Raw genomic sequence first — 16,321 nt, 5'->3', positions numbered from 1 at the left:
GGCTTGCTGGTCGCTGGGGGCGATGGCTGGCTATGGGCGGGCGGATGCGTGTTCGGCATCGACATGACCCGACCCGGCGCCTGTGTTTCTTCAACAACGGGCGCCAACGTAAGCCATTCGGCTACGGTGGGTCAACCGAAGATCGGGCGGGAGGAGATATTTCGGAGAACTTCGAAAATCTCACAAAGAATGACTGACTCGGAGGTTTCCGAGCCTGTCAGACGGTGTCGGGCGACGTGAGCGGTGGGAGGGCTCAGAAGCTGGCGGCCAGGCCCAGCGACACCCCGGACACGTTGTTGCCAAACACGTAGCGCACCACGGCCCGCACGCGCGTGACGAAGACTTCGTGCGCCGTGGTGTCCAGTTCCAGGCCCAGGCCGAGCGTGGTCAGGTAGTTGAATCCCAGCGCCCCGGCCTGCGCGCCGAGGTAGTGGGAGTGCGACAGCTCCATCACGTAGCGCACGGGCCGATCCATTGCGAAATAGCCGGTCGGGGCGCGCCAGCGCGCGTACAGGTTGGCGGTCTGGGCAATGGCCGAGCCTTGCACCGCATCGGACGAGCCGCCGAAGCTCTTCAGGTGGATATTGGTGTAGCGCAGTTCCACGTCAATGTCGTGCTCGGGCCGGTAGTGTTCCCAGTCGATCATCACCGAGCCGCCCAGCCCATAGGCATTGAGCGATCCGCCGTCGAGGAAGTTGATGGTGCGATCGGTCTTGCGGTTCACGAAGCCTTGCGCCAGCCGCAGGTCGCTGGACACATTGCCCAGGGAGGCATTGAAGATCGGACGGAACACCAGTTCCTTGCTCTCGGTCAACGGGAAGTCCCAGCCGATACCGACGGTGCCGGCTACCGTGTTCCACCGGGTGGGCAGTTCGCGCGACTCCGTGCCGTTCGAGGCCACGAACGTGGGGTCGTAGCGGCTGTAGGCGATCGACCCTTCCATATAGATCGGCGTGGACTTGCTGAGGGTGAAGCCGCCGCCCAGCTGCGACATGATGATGCCGGGGTTGGCGGTCTGCCCGTTGGAGATCGACAGCGAGCTCGACGCCAGGTCGGGCACCACCGAAAAGCTCATCAGGGTCAGCACCGCGTTGGCCTGCCGCTGCACGGCCGGGCCGAACACCACCTGGAAGTCGGGAGATTGCTGCGCATACGCGGGCCCCGCGCCGCCCCACAGCAGCACGGCGAGCACGACGACCACCAGCGCAGTCAGGCAGCGCCGACGGACGAAACCGGATCCTGGAAGCGTCATGCGGCCCATTGGGGGGTCGGCCGGATAGGCCCGGCGGCGTTCGGCAATGCTGCAAAGCGTACGCCAGCGCGGGGCGCCTTGCGAATTGGACCAAAGCCGTATGGACAACGCGATACCGGGTCCGGCAAGCGGCCTATTGGCCCAAGGTTCCATTGCGGCGCGTCTGGCGGCCATCTATATGTTGTGCTGACAGCCGGGGAAGGGGACGTCGGCACCATTTTGCGGAGGGATGCCATGAGGGGTGGCAGCGGGCAACAAATGCGGCGCATGCGATGCATCGGCCACTGGATGCTTGCCGGCCTGTTGGTCTCCACGGGCAGCGCCCTGGCGCAGCCAGCGCCCGGGCAGCAGCCGGCGCCGGCACAGGCGCCCGCGCAGGGCGCGCAGGCGACGGCGGGGCAGCAGACCTTCAAGCCCGAGGAAATCGAGGCCCTGGTGGCGCCCATCGCGCTATACCCGGATTCGGTGCTGTCGCAGGTGCTGATGGCTTCGACCTATCCGCTGGAAATCGTGCAGGCCGCGCGCTGGCAGAAATCGAACTCGAGCCTGAAGGGCGACGCCGCCGTGAAGGCCGTGCAGGACCAGCCGTGGGACGTCAGCGTGAAGTCGCTGGTGGCGTTTCCGCAGGTGCTGGAGCCGATGAACGACAAGCTCGACTGGACGCAGAAGCTTGGCGATGCCTTCCTGGCCCAGGAAAGGGACGTGCTTGCGGCCGTGCAGCGGCTGCGCAACAAGGCCCAGCAGTCCGGCAACCTGAAGTCGAACGAGCAGCAGAACGTGACGGTCCAGCCGGCCACGCAAAGCAGCGGCTCGCAGCAGACGATCGTCATCGAGCCCGCCAATCCGCAGGTCATCTACGTGCCGGCGTACAACCCGGCGACGGCCTACGGCAGCTGGGGCTATCCGAGTTATCCGCCCTACTACTGGCCGCCGTACCCCGCCTACTATCCGGGCGCCGCGCTGGCCACCGGGTTTGCCTGGGGCGTGGGCCTGGCGGCCGCCGGCGCGATCTTCGGCAACTGCAACTGGGGCGGTGGCGACGTGAACATCAACGTGAACCGTGCCACCAACATCGACCGCAACTTCAACCGCAACAGTGTCGAAGGCGGCAAGTGGAAGCACGATGCCAGCCACCGCAAGGGCGTGGCCTATCGCGACAACGCCACGCGCGAGAAATTCGGCAACAACGTCGGGGGCGCGGACCGGCGCAACGACTTCCGGGGCCGCGAGGGAGACCGTGGCGGCGATCGCGCTGGAGATCGCTCCGGCAACCGGGCCGGCGACCGCAGTGCGGATCGCGCGGGCGATCGCGCTGGTGACCGGGCCGGCGACCGCTCGGCTGACCGGGGCGGCAACCGTGGCGGCGACCGCGCGGGCGACCGGGGTCAGGGTGTGGGCGGCGACCGCGCCAGTACTGGCGACAGGATGTCCACCGATCGCGGGGGCGCCGGCGATCGCGGCGGCGCTGGCGCGAATCGCACCAGCTACAGTGGCGGCGGCCGGGACAGCGCGTTCCAGGGCGTGGGCGGCAGCGGCGCAACATCGCAGCGCGACTTCGATCGCGGACGTGCCAGCTCGGGCGGTGGCTACGGCGGCGGACAGGGTGCAGCCCAGCGCAGTGCCGGAGGTGGCGGCTTCCAGGGCGGCGGTGCCAGCCGTGGTGGTGGCGGTGGCTTCCAGGGTGGCGGAGGCGGCCGGGGCGGTGGAGGCGGCGGATTTGGCGGCGGCGGTGGGCGCGGCGGCGGCCGTCGGTAGCCGGAAATGGCGATGACAACCACGAGGTGTCAGGCATGCGTGCAATGAAAGCAATCCTGCCGTCGCGCATCGCGCGTAACGTCCTGCCGCTGGTGCTGGGCGCGGCGCTGATGTCGGCTGCGCAGGCCCAGAAACCGTTCGATACGCCCGAGGCCGCCATGAATGCGTTTGGTGACGCCGTGGCCACGAGCAATGACGCGGCCATGACGGCGCTGCTGGGCCCGGCGTCCCGCCGCCTGATCCCGCCGGTGGGCGCGGAGCAGCGATATCGCTTCCTGTCGGCGTGGAGCCAGTCGCACCGCATCGAGGGTGGCGAAGACGGCACTGCGCGCGTGGTGGTGGGCAACAATGGCTGGACGCTGCCGATACCGCTGGTCAAGGCCGCCAACGGGCGCTGGCATTTCGATGCGAAGCAGGGCATCGACGAGATCCGCCTGCGGCGCATCGGTCGGAATGAACTGTCTACCATCCAGACCATGCTGGCGATCTACGACGCCCAGCACGACTACGCGCTGGGCAACCATGAGGGCAATGGCCTGACGGTCTATGCGCGCAAGCTGGTCAGTTCGCCCGGCAAGAAGGACGGGCTCTACTGGCCCACCCGCGCGGGCGAACCGGAGAGCCCGCTGGGGCCGGCGTTCATCGATGCCGTGTCGAGCCATCGCAGTGCATCGGACGGCTATAACGGCTATCGCTTCAAGCTGCTCAACGGGCAGGGCCCGACCGCCCCCGGCGGCAAGTACACGTATCTGGTCAACGGCAAGCTGTTCGGCGGGTTTGCGGTGCTGGCATGGCCCGCCCGCTATGGCGATACCGGCATCAAGAGCTTCATGGTCAGCCACGACGGCCAGGTCTACGAGCGCGACCTTGGACGTGACACCGGCAAGCGGGCTGCCGCCATCGATACTTTCGATCCCGGCTCGGGATGGAGCAAGGTGGCGCCCGAACTGCTGCAGCCCGTGACAACGGGCAACGCGGACTAGGCAGGCGGCCCGCGCCGGCTACGCGTCCGAACCGCACAATGCCCTGGCCGGCGGGAACACCGGGCCAGGGCATTTTTTCTTCGGCTTTCCTTATTTGGCTATTGGCGCGCATCGGGGCGTGCCCGTTTTCTTTGGCGTGCAGGCGGATGCTAAGCAGGCTTTTAAATTCGGGCGAGATGCCGCGAAAAGTATGGAGTGAGCGTCCTGCCGGGCAGTATCGGGTACCGCAGCGGGCGCTTCAACATGAACGCCAGATTAATGTCAGCTACGGCGTGTGCTGATATTTTTTTCGGCCGTGTTTCATCTTTACGGATCAAGAGAAGTAAAGATTGCAATCGTGAAGCCATCGACCTACTTTGATAGGGCACTAACGGAATATCCAGAAAAAGCAATAAGCATCAATCGTGTTTGGCGTGGGGTAGTCACGCACAGGGACGTTCCATGGATCTGGGCGCAGCGGTCCGCAGTTGGCCGCTGCCCGTCGTAGGGCCCGCTCGCCCTGGCTTGCTCCCCGTTCTGTTTGGGAGACCACAATGAATCGACGGTTGTTCATGAGCCTGCCTTCACTGGCATTGGCGCCGGCTTTGTTTGCCTGTACCACCAACATGTCCGGCAGCGATGCGGCGGCCAAGCGGCGCGAGATCGATGCTGGGGTGGACGGCACCATGAGCAAGCTGTTCTCGTCTGCCAGTTCGGCGCAGGCGCTGTCGCAGCAGGCCAAGGGCATACTCGTCTTTCCCAAGATCCTGGCCGCGGGGTTCATCGTTGGTGCCGAGTATGGCGAAGGGTCGCTGCGGGTGAACAATGCGCCGGTGGGCTATTACCGCACCACGACCGCATCGTTCGGCTTCCTGGCCGGCGCACAGTCCAAGGCGCTCATCCTGATGTTCATGACCGACGACGCGCTGCAGGCGTTCCAGGCCAGCAAGGGCTGGACGGCCGGCGTGGACGGATCGGTGGCGCTGGCGACCATCGGCGCAAACGGGCAGGTCGACACCAACACGGCCCGGGCGCCCATCGTCGGATTCGTGCTGACCAACGCGGGGCTGATGGCCAATCTGTCGCTGGAAGGCACCAAGATCAGCAAGCTCGATATCTGAGCGTGCGTGTCCGACCATGAGATGGGTCACGATCTTGCTGCTGGGGGCGTCCGTCGCGCTGGCGACGGGCGTGCTGCCGCGACCGCGCGCCGCACCGCGGCGGCGGGGCGATACCCTGCGCGTGATCGATACCAGTCCCTTCTCAGACATCGCCAGCCGCCCCGGCATGGTCGAACTGGCCGGCTCGCTGGCGCATGAACTGAATCAGCCGCTGACTGCCATCACCAGCAACGCCCAGGCCGCGCGCGAGTACCTGATGTCGGGCACGCCAGATCAGGGCGAGATCCGGGACATCCTCGACGACATCGTCAGCGACGCCTCGCGCGCCAGCGACATCGTCAAGGGCGTGCGGGCGCTGATCCGTGGCGAGGCCCCTCACCTGGTGCCGTTCCAGATTGGCGACGTGATCGCGCGTGCGCTGGACCTGGTGCGCGACGAAGCGCGCACGCGCGAGGTGACCGTGGACGGCACGGCGGATCGAGCGTTGCCGCGCGCCGTGGGCGACCCGATGGAAATCCAGCTGGTGCTGTTGAACCTGCTGGTCAATGCGCTCGATGCCGTGGAGGCAGCGCACGCACGTGGTGCGCGCAAGGTATCGGTCGGCGCGTGCGCGCAGGACGGCGTGCTGAAGCTGACCGTGCGCGACAACGGCTGCGGCGTGGCCGAGGGCGATCTCGACAAGATCTTCCGCCCGTTCTTTTCCTCGAAGCCCAAGGGCATGGGGCTGGGCCTGTCGTTCAGCCGCGCGCTCATGGAACGCAATGGCGGCCGGTTGCGCGCCATCCGGAACAGCGACAGGGGCATGACGTTCGAATGCCTGTTGCGCACGGAGCTTCCCGCCTCGGCCACGGCGCATCGTCGCGGACATGCGGTCGTTGCGGCCCGGTTCAGGACCGCATTTTCCCGGAGGTAGGACGCCATGCTCGCAACCAGGACCACCATCTACATCGTTGACGATGACGATAGCGTACGGCGCGCGCTGGGCCGTGTGCTGGGCGCGCATGGTTACCTGAGCGCCGGGTTTGCGTCAGCCAGCCAGTTCCTGGAAGAGGCCGATCTGGACAACGCACCCGGCTGCATGTTGCTGGACCTGCAATTGCCCGACATCAGCGGCATCGACCTCCAGCAGGCGCTGTGCAGCCGGATTCCGGTCATCATCCTGACCGGGCATGCCGACGTGGCCAGCGCGGTGCTGACGATGCAGGCGGGCGCCATCGACTTCCTGCAAAAGCCGGTATCCGACGTGCAACTGCTGGCTGCGGTCAGCAAGGGCTGCGACTGCGCCGCGCGCCTGTTTGCGCAGGCCAGCGAATTGCGCGACCTGAAAAAGAAGATCGACCGCCTGACGCCGCGCGAGCGCGAGGTGCTGGCGTGGATCGTGACGGGATTCCGGAACAAGCAGGTGGCCAACCGGCTGGGCACGGTGGAGAAAACCATCAAGGTGCATCGCGCCCACGTGATGCAGAAGCTCGAAGTGGATTCCCTGCCGGCACTCGTCCGCATTGCCGACCGCATGGGCATGGTGGCCGATCCGGCGGCCTGAGCGCGGCCCTTTCCGCGCCAGTTTGGCGCAAGATCCCGCGCGCCCGCTGGACCATGGGCCAATATCGCCCGCCGCGCCTGTCTCGTAGCCTAATCAGTACGTGCTTACGATCGGCTGCGCAACGTGCAAATGGGTGCTACGGGAAACTTCGTGGTGGTTGTCGACGACGACGCGTCAGTGGCGCGCTCCACGTCGCGGCTATTGCGTGCCGCGGGCATCACGGTCGACACCTTTACCAGCGGCGCCGATTTCCTTTCCCGCATCCACGGCAGGCCGGTCTATCGGCCGTTCTGCGTGATTCTCGATGTCTGCATGCCGGGGATCGACGGGCTGGAAGTGCAGCAGCGACTGGCCGGCCTGGCCTTGCCGCTGATCTTCATCACCGCCCACGAGGTGCCCGAGGCACGCGACAAGGCCTTGGCGGCGGGCGCCGTCGGCTATCTGCGCAAGCCTTTCGACGCTGCACAGCTGGTGGATCTGGTACGTAGCGTGATGCCTTAGCCCCATGCCTTTGGTCCTTGGTCCAATTGTCATTCAGGCCGCAGCAGGCACACTCTTATCAAGGCGCGCGGCAGTCACCCTGCCATACGCGTGTATCGCGGGTCGAACAGGAGGACCGGCAAATGTCGCTACTGATGATTTCCAACCTCCACCCGGACACCACGGAGGAGCAGGTCAGGGAATTCCTTGGCCGCTACGGTTTTCCGGCGCCCGACGAGATCGAGCGGCAGGAGGGCGACGGCACGCGGCCGTCGATGACGCTGACGTTCCGGTCGGTGGACATCGGCGCGCTGCAGCAGCTTGTCCCGCGCGTCCACGGCGTGTTCTGGAATGGCCACAAGATCAATGCGCTGATCCTGCGCGAACACTTCAGGTAATCGCACAAGTCTCGCGTGGCCCTCGGCCGGCGCGGGCAGGAGATACGACGATGGCAAGCGGTCTGGTATCCAAGCGCGGTCGGTGGGCATTGCCGGTCCTGGCCGCACTGGCGGTGACCGGCTGCCACAAGCAGGAGGCCAAGGCGCCGGCCGCACCCCCGGTGGCCGAAGTGGGTGTGGTCAAGGTGACGCTGCACGACGTGCCGCTGACCTACGAGTTCGTGGGCGAAACGCAGAGTTCCCAGCAGGTGGAGATCCGGGCCCGCGTGAGCGGCTTCCTGGAGCAGCGCCTCTACACCGAAGGCGCGATGGTCAAGGCCGGCCAGGTCATGTTCCGCATGGACCAGAAGCCGTTCCAGGCCGCGCTCGATGCCGCGCAGGCCGAACTGGCCCAGCAGCAGGCCCGGTTGACCACCGCGCGATCCAATCTGGCACGCGTCAAGCCGCTGGCGGCCAAGAACGCATTGAGCCAGAAGGACCTCGATGAAGCCACCGGCCAGGAACAGGGCGCCGCCGCCGCCGTGGAAGCGGCCAGGGCTAACGTCACCAACGCAAAGCTGAATCTCGGCTACACGACGATCACGTCGCCGGTGGATGGCCTGTCCAGCTACGCCAAGAAGCAGGTGGGGTCATATATCGACGCCACCAACAGCCTGCTCACCTATGTGGCCAAGCTCGATCCCATCTGGATCAACTTCAGCCTGTCCGAGAACGAGGTGCTGCAATACCAGTCGCAGACCGCGTCCGGCACGATCCGCATGCCCGAGCGCGGCGCGATGGAGGTGGAGATCGTACTGGCCGACGGCACCACGTATCCGCAGCGCGGGCGTATCGCCTTCGCCGATGCGTCGTTCAACTCCGAGACCGGCACCTACCTGATCCGCGCCGAAATGCCGAACAACAAGGGCATGCTGCGCCCCGGCCAGTTCGTGCGCGTGCGGCTGATCGGCGCGGTGCGTACCAAGGCCATCACCGTGCCGCAGGAAGCCGTGGTGCAGGGCCAGCGCGGCCAGTCCGTCTGGCTGGTGGGCAAGGAGAACAAGGCCGAGTCGCGCGTGATCGACGTGGGCGAATGGTCGCAGGGCAACTGGGTGGTGCGTTCGGGCCTGCGTGAGGGCGATACCGTGATCGTCGATGGTGCGATTCGCCTCGCGCCGGGCGCGCCGGTCAAGCCGGTGGCGGCGGCGCCGCGCCAGGCCAGCGACGGGCCATCGCCCGTGCCGCCGTCGGCGCCGCCCGCGCGGCCAGCGCCGCCGGGCGCCCCCGGTGCGGCAGAAGCCGGCAAGGGTGCGGCGTCATGAAACTGTCCCACTTCTTCATCGACCGCCCGATCTTTGCGTCGGTGCTGTCGATCATCATCGTGGTGGGTGGGATGGTGGCGCTGTTCAACCTGCCGATCGCCCAGTTTCCGGACATCACGCCGCCCAGCATCACGGTGTCGACCACGTATCCGGGCGCCAGCTCGGAAGTGGTGGCGCAGAACGTGGCGGCCCCGATCGAGCAGCAGGTGAACGGTGCGGACAACATGCTGTACATGTCGTCCACCAGTTCGTCCACGGGCAATATCACGCTGACCACGTACTTCGAGATCGGCACCGACCCGGCACTGGCGCAGGTCGATGTACAGAACCGCGTCAACCTGGCCCTGCCGACCCTGCCCGACGCCGTGACCAAGCAGGGCGTGACCGTCGAAAAGCGGTCGCAGGCGTTCATGATGGTGATTGCCGTCTATTCGCCCGATAACAGCTACCCGCAGACCTTCGTCGACAACTACACCAGCATCTACATCCTCGATTCGCTCAAGCGCATCCCGGGTGCCAACCAGTCGTCCATCTTCGGCACGCCGGACTACGCCATGCGCATCTGGCTCAAGCCGGACCGCATGGCGCAGCTCGGCATCACGGCCGAGGACGTCAAGAACGCGGTGGCCAACCAGAACGAGCAGTTCTCGGCGGGGCGCATCGGCAGTTCGCCCACGTCGGAGCCGGTCAAGCAGACGTTCCCGGTGACCACCAAGGGCCGCATGACCGAGCCGGCCGAGTTCGAGAACATCATCCTGCGTGCGGCATCGGGCGACGCCGCGCTGGTGCGGCTCAAGGATATCGGCCGCGCCGAACTGGGTTCGAAGGACTACTCGCTGCGCAGCCGCTACAAGGGCAAGACGGCCACGCTGCTGGCCGTGTACCAGCAGCCCGGCGCCAATGCGCTGGCCGTGGCCGGCCAGGTGCGCAAGGCGCTGGAGGAAGCCAAGAAGACGTTCCCGCCGGGCCTGGAATACGAAATCGCGCTCGACACCACCGAGTTCGTGCATGAGTCGATCAACGAGGTGGTCCACACCTTGCGCGACGCGGTGATCCTGGTGATTCTGGTGGTGTACCTGTTCCTGCAGAGCTTCCGCGCCACGCTGGTGCCGATCCTGGCGGTGCCGGTGTCGATCATCGGCACGTTCACCGCCATGGCCGCGTTCGGCTTCTCGGTGAACATGCTTACGCTGTTCGGGATGGTGCTGGCCATCGGCATCGTGGTGGACGACGCCATCGTGGTGATCGAGAACGTCGAGCGCAACATGATGGAGTTCCACATGCCGCCCAAGGAGGCCGCCAAGGCCGCCATGGACGAAGTGGGCGGCCCGGTGATCGCCATCGTGCTGGTGCTGCTGGCGGTGTTCATCCCGGTGGCGTTCCTGTCGGGCATCACGGGCCAGCTATACAAGCAGTTCGCCATCACGCTGGCGGTATCGGTGCTGCTGTCCGGGGTGGTGGCTCTGACGCTGTCGCCGGCGCTGGCGGCCATCCTGCTCAAGCCGGGCAGCCACGAGAAGAACCGCTTCTTCCGCTGGTTCAACCGCAGTTTCGACCGGCTGGTGGAAGGCTATGGCTCGACGGTGCAGGCCGTGATCCGGCGCACGGCGATCTCGGTGGGCATCGTCATCGCGCTGATCGTGGCCGCCGTGCTGATGTTCATGCGCATTCCGTCATCGTTCCTGCCGGTGGAGGACCAGGGCTATCTGCTGGGCGCGGTCATCATGCCCGACGCGGCCAGCCTGGACCGCACCGGCGCGGTATCGAAACGGGCCGCCGAATGGTTCGAGAAGCAGCCGGCCGTGAAATCGGTGGCGGTGCCGGACGGCTACAGCCTGATCGATTCGCAGAACAAGTCGAACGCCGGCACGCTGTTCATCACGCTGAAGGGCTTCCACGAGCGCGGCAAGGGCGAAAGCGCGGCCGACCTGATCGCGCAGGCCAACAAGGAGTTCTCGACCTATCGCGAAGGTCTGGTGATTCCGGTGAATCCGCCGTCGATCCCGGGGCTGGGCACCACGGGCGGCTTCGAATTCTGGCTGCAGAGCACCGGCGACGGCACCTACCAGCAGCTGGAGGAACGCACGCGCGCGTTCATCGCCAAGGCCCGGCAACGCCCGGAGCTGCGCGGCGTGAGCACGACGATCAACACGCGGTCGCGGCAGCTGCTGGTTGACCTCGACCGCGAGCGGGCCGAGACGCAGGGCGTACCCGTGGAGCAGGTGTACTCGGCGCTGCAGACGATGTTCGGGTCGTTGTACGTGAGCCAGTTCCCGAAGAACAGCCGGCTGTTCCAGGTGATCCTGCAGGCCGAGCCGGAGTACCGGTCGAAGCCCGAGGATATCGACAAGGTTTACGTGCGCAATTCGCGCAACGAGATGGTGCCGATCAAGGCCGTGACCACGGCGCGTTATGTGGCCGGCGCCGATCTGGTGACGCGTTTCAACAACTTCCCGGCGGCCAAGATCACCGGCGACGCCGCGCCGGGGTACAGCTCGGGCCAGGCGCTGCAGGCCATGGAGGAAGTGGCGGCCGAGGTACTGGGCCCGGGCTACAGCTATGCGTGGAGCGGGCAGGCCTATGAGGAAAAGAAGGCCGGGTCCACGGCGGCAATGGTGTTCGCGTTCGCCTTGCTGATGGTGTTCCTGATCCTGGCGGCGCAGTACGAGAAATGGTCGCTGCCGATCGGGGTGCTGCTGGCCGTGCCGTTCGCGCTGTTCGGTGCGCTGGTGGGCATCCTGGTGCGGGGCATGGAGAATGACGTGTACTTCCAGATCGGGCTGACGGTGCTGATCGCCCTGGCCGCCAAGAATGCCATCCTGATCTTCGAATTCGCGGTGGAGATGCGCGTCAAGGAGGGGCTGAGCCCGTATGACGCGGCGGTCAAGGCGTCCAAGTTGCGGCTGCGCCCGATCATCATGACGTCACTGGCGTTCATCCTCGGCTGTATCCCGCTGGCCATCGCAAGCGGCGCGTCGGCGGCCAGCCGCCAGTCGCTGGGCACGGGCGTGATCGGCGGAATGCTTGGCGCCACGGTGATCGCCATCTTCTTTATCCCGATGTTCTTCTGGGGGCTGGAGCGCGAGAGCAAGAAGAAGCTCGCCAGGCAGGCCGGGAAGGATGCCGGGCCTGGCACCGATCCCGCGGCACCCTCCGGAGGCACGCTATGAGCCAGCGCGGCTTGCGGGCCCGAGCCCTGATGCCGGGGCTGGCGGCGATGACGCTGCTGGCCGGCGGCTGCACGGTGGGACCGGACTACGTGCGGCCGGAAGTGGCGGTGCCGGAGACCTACCGCTTCGCACCCGAAACGCCGCAGGCGGCCGACGTGGTCACCACGCAATACTGGTGGTCGCAGATCGGTGATCCGGTGCTCGACGACCTGATCGCCGCGGCGCGCGCACACAACTTCGATGTGCTGATTGCCACGGCGCGCGTGGAGGAGTACTACGGACGCGTGATGACCACGCGGGCCGGGCTGTTCCCGCAGGTGGGAGCAGAGGCAGGCGGCAGCCGGCAACGCATCAGCACCAGCAGCGGCACCTTGCTGCCCATCGACAACCCGTTCAACTCGGTCAAGGCCGACGTCTACGCGTCGTGGGAGCTCGACCTGTTCGGGCGCATCCGGCGCATGACCGAAGCGGCCCGGGCGGAATGGGCGGCTTCCGAACAGGCGCGCCGCAGCACGGAGATCAGCGTGGTGGCGGCGGTGGCCAGCGGCTACATCACGCTGCGCGACCTCGACAACCGCCTGCGCATCGCGCAGGACACGCTGACCAGCCGCGAGGGCGCGCTGCAGGTGTTCCGCGAACGGTTCCAGGGCGGTGTGGTGTCGGAGGTCGAGTATGCGCAGTCGCGCTCCGAGTATGCGTCGGCCCAGGCGTCGGTCGAGCAGTTCCGGCAACTGGTGGCGCAGCAGGAAGACCTGCTGGCCGTGCTGGTTGGCGACAACCCGCGCGCCATGCCGCGTGGCAAGTCGATCGACGAACTGATTCTCCCGGTGGTGCCGGTCGGCCTGCCGTCCTCGCTGCTGGAGCAGCGCCCGGACCTGCTGCAGGCCGAACAATCGCTGGTGGCGGCCAACGCGCAGATCGGCGCCGCCCGCGCGCAGTATTTCCCGACGATTTCGCTGACCGGCATGTTCGGCGCAGCCAGCACCGCGCTGTCCGGACTGTGGGTGGGTTCGTCCAGGGCGTGGTCGTACGGTGGCCTGATCAGCGTGCCGATCTTCACTGCCGGTGCGATCGCCGGTGACGTGAAGCAGGCCGAGGCACGCCAGAAGCAGGCGCTCTACGGCTACCAGCAGGCGGTGCAGACCGCGTTCCGCGAGGTGGCCGACGCGCTGGCCGGCGTGCAGTACACGCGCAGCCAGCTGCTGGCCAAGAACGACCAGGTGGATGCGCTGTCGCGCTACGCGCTGCTGGCGCGCGACCGATACGAAGGCGGCTACACCAGCTACCTGGAGGTGCTGGATTCCGAACGTTCACTGTTTTCCGCGCAACTCGAACAGTCGACGTTGCGTGGCACGGAGTTTGGCCAGTTGGTCCAGCTCTACAAGGCGCTGGGCGGCGGGTGGCCCGTCGACAGCGCACCTCAGGCCAGCGTGAACCAGCCGGCCAGCCCCGCCAAGGAGTGATTCATGTCCAGATCCAGCATTCCGGCCGCGTTGCTCGCCGCCACCGTTATGGTTGGCCTGAGCGCCGGCGCCCTCGCGCAGTCGAAACCCATCGCCTATCCGGCCAAGGGACAAAGCCAGGCCACGCAGCAGGAGGATGACGGCTACTGCTACTCGTGGGCCAAGTCGAACACCGGCATCGATCCGGCGCAGGTTGCCGCCGCGCCGCCGCCGGCGCCCAGCGGGCCGGCCGTGGGCGGCGGCGAGCGGGTTGGCGGTGCGGCGCGCGGCGCGGCGGGCGGTGCGGTCGTTGGCGCCATTGCGGGCGATGCCGGCAAGGGCGCCGCAGCCGGCGCGGCCGTGGGCACGATGGCGGGTGGCCATCGGGCACGGCAGAACCAGCGCAATGCGCAGGCCAACGCGCAATCGCAGCAGTCCGGCGCCATGAATACCTATTACCGCGCGTATTCGGCCTGCATGCAGGGGCGCGGCTACACGATCCAGTAACCAGGGAGGACGTCATATGTTCAAGCGAGTCGCCATTACCGCTGCAGTGCTGCTGAGCCTGTCGGCAGCGTCATACGCCCAGCCGGACGTGAAGACGGACGTGCAACGGTCGCCCGGGCAGACCACGGCCACCGGCACGGCCAAGGTCAACGCCACCATCACCGCCATCGACCCCGCGTCGCGCAAGGTCACGCTCAAGACCCAGGCCGGCAAGGTCGTGGACATGACGGTGGGCGAAGAGGCGCGCAACTTCGACCAGCTGCGCGTGGGTGACAAGGTTGCCGTCGAGTACACGGAGGCCCTGACCGTGAGCCTGAAGAAGGGCAGCGGGGCAGCGACCATGCAGGAACGCGAGATTTCCGAGCGTTCCGAACCGGGCGCCAAGCCGGGTGGACGGCTGGGGCGCGAGGTGACCGTGGTGGCACAGGTCGTCAAGGTCGACAAGGAAAAGAACATCGTCACGGTCAAGGGCCCGCGTGGCCGCACGGTGGACCTGCTGGTGGAGGACCCCGAGCAGATGAAGGCCGTGAAGAAGGGTGACCGCGTGCAGGCTGTCTATACTGAAGCGGTCGCGGTGTCTGTCACACCGGGTACGGCGAAGTAACGGCGTTCCCGATCCAGTCTGGCCAGGAGAGAAGGAGGCAGCCTTGATGTTCAGTGCAAAATGGCATGGCCTGTGCGCGGCCGCGCTGCTGGGCCTGGCCTGGCCAGCGCATGCGTATTACGATCACTTCCTCAGCGGCACCATCATCGGCACGCTGGACAAGGACCAGGTGGCGGCGCTGCGCACCGCATTCGGGAAGACGCTGACGGACGCCGATGACGGTGCCAGCGTGCCGTTCCACCTGGACGCCAGCACCAGCAACGCCAAGAGCAAGGCCACGGATGGCACGTTCACGCCGCTCAAGACGCGCACGGAAAGTGGCCAGCGTTGCCGCAAGGTGCGCAGCGAACTGCGTCAGCCGGGCCGGCAGCCGGAACGCTGGACAGGCTGGTATTGCCAGCAATCGGACGGCGACTGGAAGAAGACGATGATCAAGGACTGACCGGCGCCCGGCGGCGGGGCGCCTTGCCGCGGCCGCCGGGCGGCGGATTCAGAACTTCTCGGGGATGTAGCGGTACGGATAGTCGGGCGCCTTGTAGTTGCCCGCCTTCTGGCGCGCCGGCAACGTGACCTTCTTGCTCTTGATGCGTTCGTACGGCACGGAGTCGAGCAGGTGGCTGATGATGTTCAGCCGGGCGCGCCGCTTGTTGTCGGAGCGCACCACGTGCCACGGGGCAAAGTCGGTATCCGAGGCTTCGAACATCGCGTCGCGGGCGCGCGAGTAGTCGTACCAGCGGCTGTACGACTTCAGGTCCATGTCCGTCAGCTTCCAGGTCTTGCGTCCGTCCTCGATGCGCGACTGCAGCCGGCGCGTCTGCTCTTCCGGCGTGACTTCGAGCCAGTATTTCAGCAGCAGCACGTTGGACCCGACGATGGCGCGTTCCATCAGCGGCACGGCACGCAGGAACACGTCCACCTGCTCTTCGCTGGCAAAGCCCATCACGCGTTCCACGCCGGCCCGGTTGTACCAGCTGCGGTCGAAGATCACCACTTCGCCCGCGGCGGGCAGATGGGGGATGTACCGTTGCATGTACATCTGGCTCTTCTCGCGCTCGGTGGGTGCGGGCAACGCCACCACACGGAACACGCGCGGGCTGACCCGTTCGGTGATGGCCTTGATGGTGCCGCCCTTGCCGGCGCCGTCCCGCCCCTCGAAGACGATGCACACCTTGGTGCCGCTGGCCTTGATCCAGTTCTGCATGTGCACCAGTTGCACATGCAGCCCGGCCAGCGCCTCCTCATAGTCCTTGCGGCCCAATGCGGTGCCGGCCTCCGCCTCGCTTTCGGCGCGCCGTGCCTGTTTTGCCATGTCAGCTCCCAGAGTGTGGATGGGACACTTTCCCCGAGTATCAATCTGGACACTGGGTCGGGCTTTGGCAATGGACCTTGGTCCAATGCTTGGCCCAAGGACCAATTGCTTTGCGCCTGGGCTTGGCTGACTCTAACTGGAGAACCTGTTCGAGTTTGCCATCATGCATAAATGCGGTGTCGTGATGATGGCGGGGGCGCTGTGGCTGGCCGTGCTGGGCATCTTCTTCAGCGATCCTAGCGGGCAGATGCCGGACAAGCTGAACCTGTTCAGGCTGGCACTGCGCGGCCTGGAGGTGCAGATGTTCCGGACCGGCAGCGACCCGCCGCGCTATCTGGTAAATGTGCTCGCCCGCGACTGGCTGATCGGTTGCGTGGTGCTGTTCGCCGCCGGCGCCGTCGTGTTCCTCATCGCGCGCCGGCGCCAGGTCGCCTGATGGCGTGCCCGCTGCCCCGCGCGCAATCCGCCGCACAAGGG

Annotated in this window: 16 protein-coding genes; 14 read left to right on the top strand and 2 right to left on the bottom strand. The window is 66.5% G+C overall.

From position 1 onward, the window contains the following. Positions 1-253 precede the first annotated feature (253 nt). Positions 254-1,252, bottom strand: a complete 999-nt coding sequence (locus tag D9X30_RS21785; protein ID WP_228770744.1) for a hypothetical protein — start codon at positions 1,250-1,252, stop codon at positions 254-256. A 258-nt stretch (positions 1,253-1,510) separates the two neighbouring features. Here D9X30_RS21785 and D9X30_RS21780 point away from each other — a divergent pair, with 258 nt between their 5' ends. The 13 genes from D9X30_RS21780 to D9X30_RS21720 all read left to right on the top strand — a co-directional run bounded on the left by D9X30_RS21780 (position 1,511) and on the right by D9X30_RS21720 (position 14,977). Continuing rightward, on the top strand, positions 1,511-3,007 hold the full coding sequence (locus D9X30_RS21780) for a DUF3300 domain-containing protein (protein ID WP_153945815.1): 1,497 nt from the start codon (positions 1,511-1,513) through the stop codon (positions 3,005-3,007). A gap of 35 nt (positions 3,008-3,042) precedes the next feature. Then, a complete protein-coding gene (locus D9X30_RS21775) occupies positions 3,043-3,990 on the top strand; it encodes a DUF2950 domain-containing protein (RefSeq protein ID WP_153945816.1) in 948 nt (315 codons plus the stop codon). A gap of 533 nt (positions 3,991-4,523) precedes the next feature. Continuing rightward, positions 4,524-5,090 carry a BPSL1445 family SYLF domain-containing lipoprotein gene (locus D9X30_RS21770; RefSeq protein ID WP_153945817.1) on the top strand — a complete coding sequence of 189 codons (567 nt, stop codon included), beginning with the start codon at positions 4,524-4,526 and terminating at the stop codon, positions 5,088-5,090. A gap of 16 nt (positions 5,091-5,106) precedes the next feature. Next, positions 5,107-6,003: a sensor histidine kinase gene (locus tag D9X30_RS21765; RefSeq protein ID WP_153945818.1), complete on the top strand. Its 897-nt coding sequence runs from the start codon at positions 5,107-5,109 to the stop codon at positions 6,001-6,003. A 6-nt stretch (positions 6,004-6,009) separates the two neighbouring features. Continuing rightward, on the top strand, positions 6,010-6,633 hold the full coding sequence (locus tag D9X30_RS21760; RefSeq protein ID WP_153945819.1) for a response regulator transcription factor: 624 nt from the start codon (positions 6,010-6,012) through the stop codon (positions 6,631-6,633). 129 nt (positions 6,634-6,762) lie between these two features. Next, positions 6,763-7,134: a response regulator transcription factor gene (locus D9X30_RS21755; RefSeq protein WP_153945820.1), complete on the top strand. Its 372-nt coding sequence runs from the start codon at positions 6,763-6,765 to the stop codon at positions 7,132-7,134. A gap of 122 nt (positions 7,135-7,256) precedes the next feature. After that, the gene (locus D9X30_RS21750) at positions 7,257-7,511 is read left to right on the top strand and encodes an RNA recognition motif domain-containing protein (RefSeq protein WP_153945821.1); all 255 of its coding nucleotides are present in this window, start codon (positions 7,257-7,259) and stop codon (positions 7,509-7,511) included. A gap of 50 nt (positions 7,512-7,561) precedes the next feature. Further along, positions 7,562-8,812, top strand: coding sequence for an efflux RND transporter periplasmic adaptor subunit (locus D9X30_RS21745; RefSeq protein ID WP_153945822.1), 1,251 nt, complete (start codon positions 7,562-7,564; stop codon positions 8,810-8,812). Further along, positions 8,809-11,982 (top strand): efflux RND transporter permease subunit, encoded by a 3,174-nt coding sequence (locus D9X30_RS21740; RefSeq protein ID WP_153945823.1) that lies wholly within the window; start codon positions 8,809-8,811, stop codon positions 11,980-11,982. Before D9X30_RS21745 ends, D9X30_RS21740 begins: the two co-directional genes overlap by 4 nt. Beyond that, a complete protein-coding gene (locus D9X30_RS21735) occupies positions 11,979-13,445 on the top strand; it encodes an efflux transporter outer membrane subunit (RefSeq protein ID WP_228770745.1) in 1,467 nt (488 codons plus the stop codon). The genes D9X30_RS21740 and D9X30_RS21735 overlap by 4 nt, the downstream gene beginning before the upstream one ends. 48 nt (positions 13,446-13,493) lie before the next feature. Continuing rightward, entirely contained in the window at positions 13,494-13,931 is a 438-nt protein-coding gene (locus D9X30_RS21730; protein WP_502799667.1) for a glycine zipper domain-containing protein, read from the top strand. 16 nt (positions 13,932-13,947) lie between these two features. Continuing rightward, complete coding sequence (locus D9X30_RS21725) at positions 13,948-14,535, top strand: hypothetical protein (protein WP_153945825.1); 588 nt, start codon at positions 13,948-13,950, stop codon at positions 14,533-14,535. A 46-nt stretch (positions 14,536-14,581) separates the two neighbouring features. Further along, the gene (locus D9X30_RS21720) at positions 14,582-14,977 is read left to right on the top strand and encodes a hypothetical protein (protein ID WP_153945826.1); all 396 of its coding nucleotides are present in this window, start codon (positions 14,582-14,584) and stop codon (positions 14,975-14,977) included. 48 nt (positions 14,978-15,025) lie between these two features. Here D9X30_RS21720 and ppk2 read toward each other — a convergent pair whose 3' ends face one another. Further along, entirely contained in the window at positions 15,026-15,844 is an 819-nt protein-coding gene (gene ppk2 / locus D9X30_RS21715; protein ID WP_153945827.1) for a polyphosphate kinase 2, read from the bottom strand. A 163-nt stretch (positions 15,845-16,007) separates the two neighbouring features. Between ppk2 and D9X30_RS21710 the strand changes: the two genes are divergently transcribed. Next, complete coding sequence (locus D9X30_RS21710; RefSeq protein WP_228770746.1) at positions 16,008-16,280, top strand: hypothetical protein; 273 nt, start codon at positions 16,008-16,010, stop codon at positions 16,278-16,280. Positions 16,281-16,321: the final 41 nt, after the last annotated feature.

It is taken from the genome of Cupriavidus sp. U2, assembly GCF_009663685.2.
Classification (GTDB): Bacteria; Pseudomonadota; Gammaproteobacteria; order Burkholderiales; family Burkholderiaceae; genus Cupriavidus; species Cupriavidus necator_C.
This window is presented reverse-complemented; position numbering and strand designations above follow the sequence as displayed.

Bases quoted from the DNA above. Each gene is read 5' to 3' on its own strand.
- D9X30_RS21785 (WP_228770744.1), bottom strand. From the start codon at position 1,252: ATGACGCTTCCAGGATCCGGTTTCGTCCGTCGGCGCTGCCTGACTGCG.
- D9X30_RS21745 (WP_153945822.1), top strand. From the start codon at position 7,562: ATGGCAAGCGGTCTGGTATCCAAGCGCGGTCGGTGGGCATTGCCGGTC.
- D9X30_RS21765 (WP_153945818.1), top strand. From the start codon at position 5,107: ATGAGATGGGTCACGATCTTGCTGCTGGGGGCGTCCGTCGCGCTGGCG.
- ppk2 (WP_153945827.1), bottom strand. From the start codon at position 15,844: ATGGCAAAACAGGCACGGCGCGCCGAAAGCGAGGCGGAGGCCGGCACC.
- D9X30_RS21720 (WP_153945826.1), top strand. From the start codon at position 14,582: ATGTTCAGTGCAAAATGGCATGGCCTGTGCGCGGCCGCGCTGCTGGGC.
- D9X30_RS21730 (WP_502799667.1), top strand. From the start codon at position 13,494: ATGGTTGGCCTGAGCGCCGGCGCCCTCGCGCAGTCGAAACCCATCGCC.
- D9X30_RS21750 (WP_153945821.1), top strand. From the start codon at position 7,257: ATGTCGCTACTGATGATTTCCAACCTCCACCCGGACACCACGGAGGAG.
- D9X30_RS21725 (WP_153945825.1), top strand. From the start codon at position 13,948: ATGTTCAAGCGAGTCGCCATTACCGCTGCAGTGCTGCTGAGCCTGTCG.
- D9X30_RS21770 (WP_153945817.1), top strand. From the start codon at position 4,524: ATGAATCGACGGTTGTTCATGAGCCTGCCTTCACTGGCATTGGCGCCG.
- D9X30_RS21735 (WP_228770745.1), top strand. From the start codon at position 11,979: ATGAGCCAGCGCGGCTTGCGGGCCCGAGCCCTGATGCCGGGGCTGGCG.
- D9X30_RS21760 (WP_153945819.1), top strand. From the start codon at position 6,010: ATGCTCGCAACCAGGACCACCATCTACATCGTTGACGATGACGATAGC.
- D9X30_RS21775 (WP_153945816.1), top strand. From the start codon at position 3,043: ATGCGTGCAATGAAAGCAATCCTGCCGTCGCGCATCGCGCGTAACGTC.
- D9X30_RS21710 (WP_228770746.1), top strand. From the start codon at position 16,008: ATGCATAAATGCGGTGTCGTGATGATGGCGGGGGCGCTGTGGCTGGCC.
- D9X30_RS21780 (WP_153945815.1), top strand. From the start codon at position 1,511: ATGCGGCGCATGCGATGCATCGGCCACTGGATGCTTGCCGGCCTGTTG.
- D9X30_RS21740 (WP_153945823.1), top strand. From the start codon at position 8,809: ATGAAACTGTCCCACTTCTTCATCGACCGCCCGATCTTTGCGTCGGTG.
- D9X30_RS21755 (WP_153945820.1), top strand. From the start codon at position 6,763: ATGGGTGCTACGGGAAACTTCGTGGTGGTTGTCGACGACGACGCGTCA.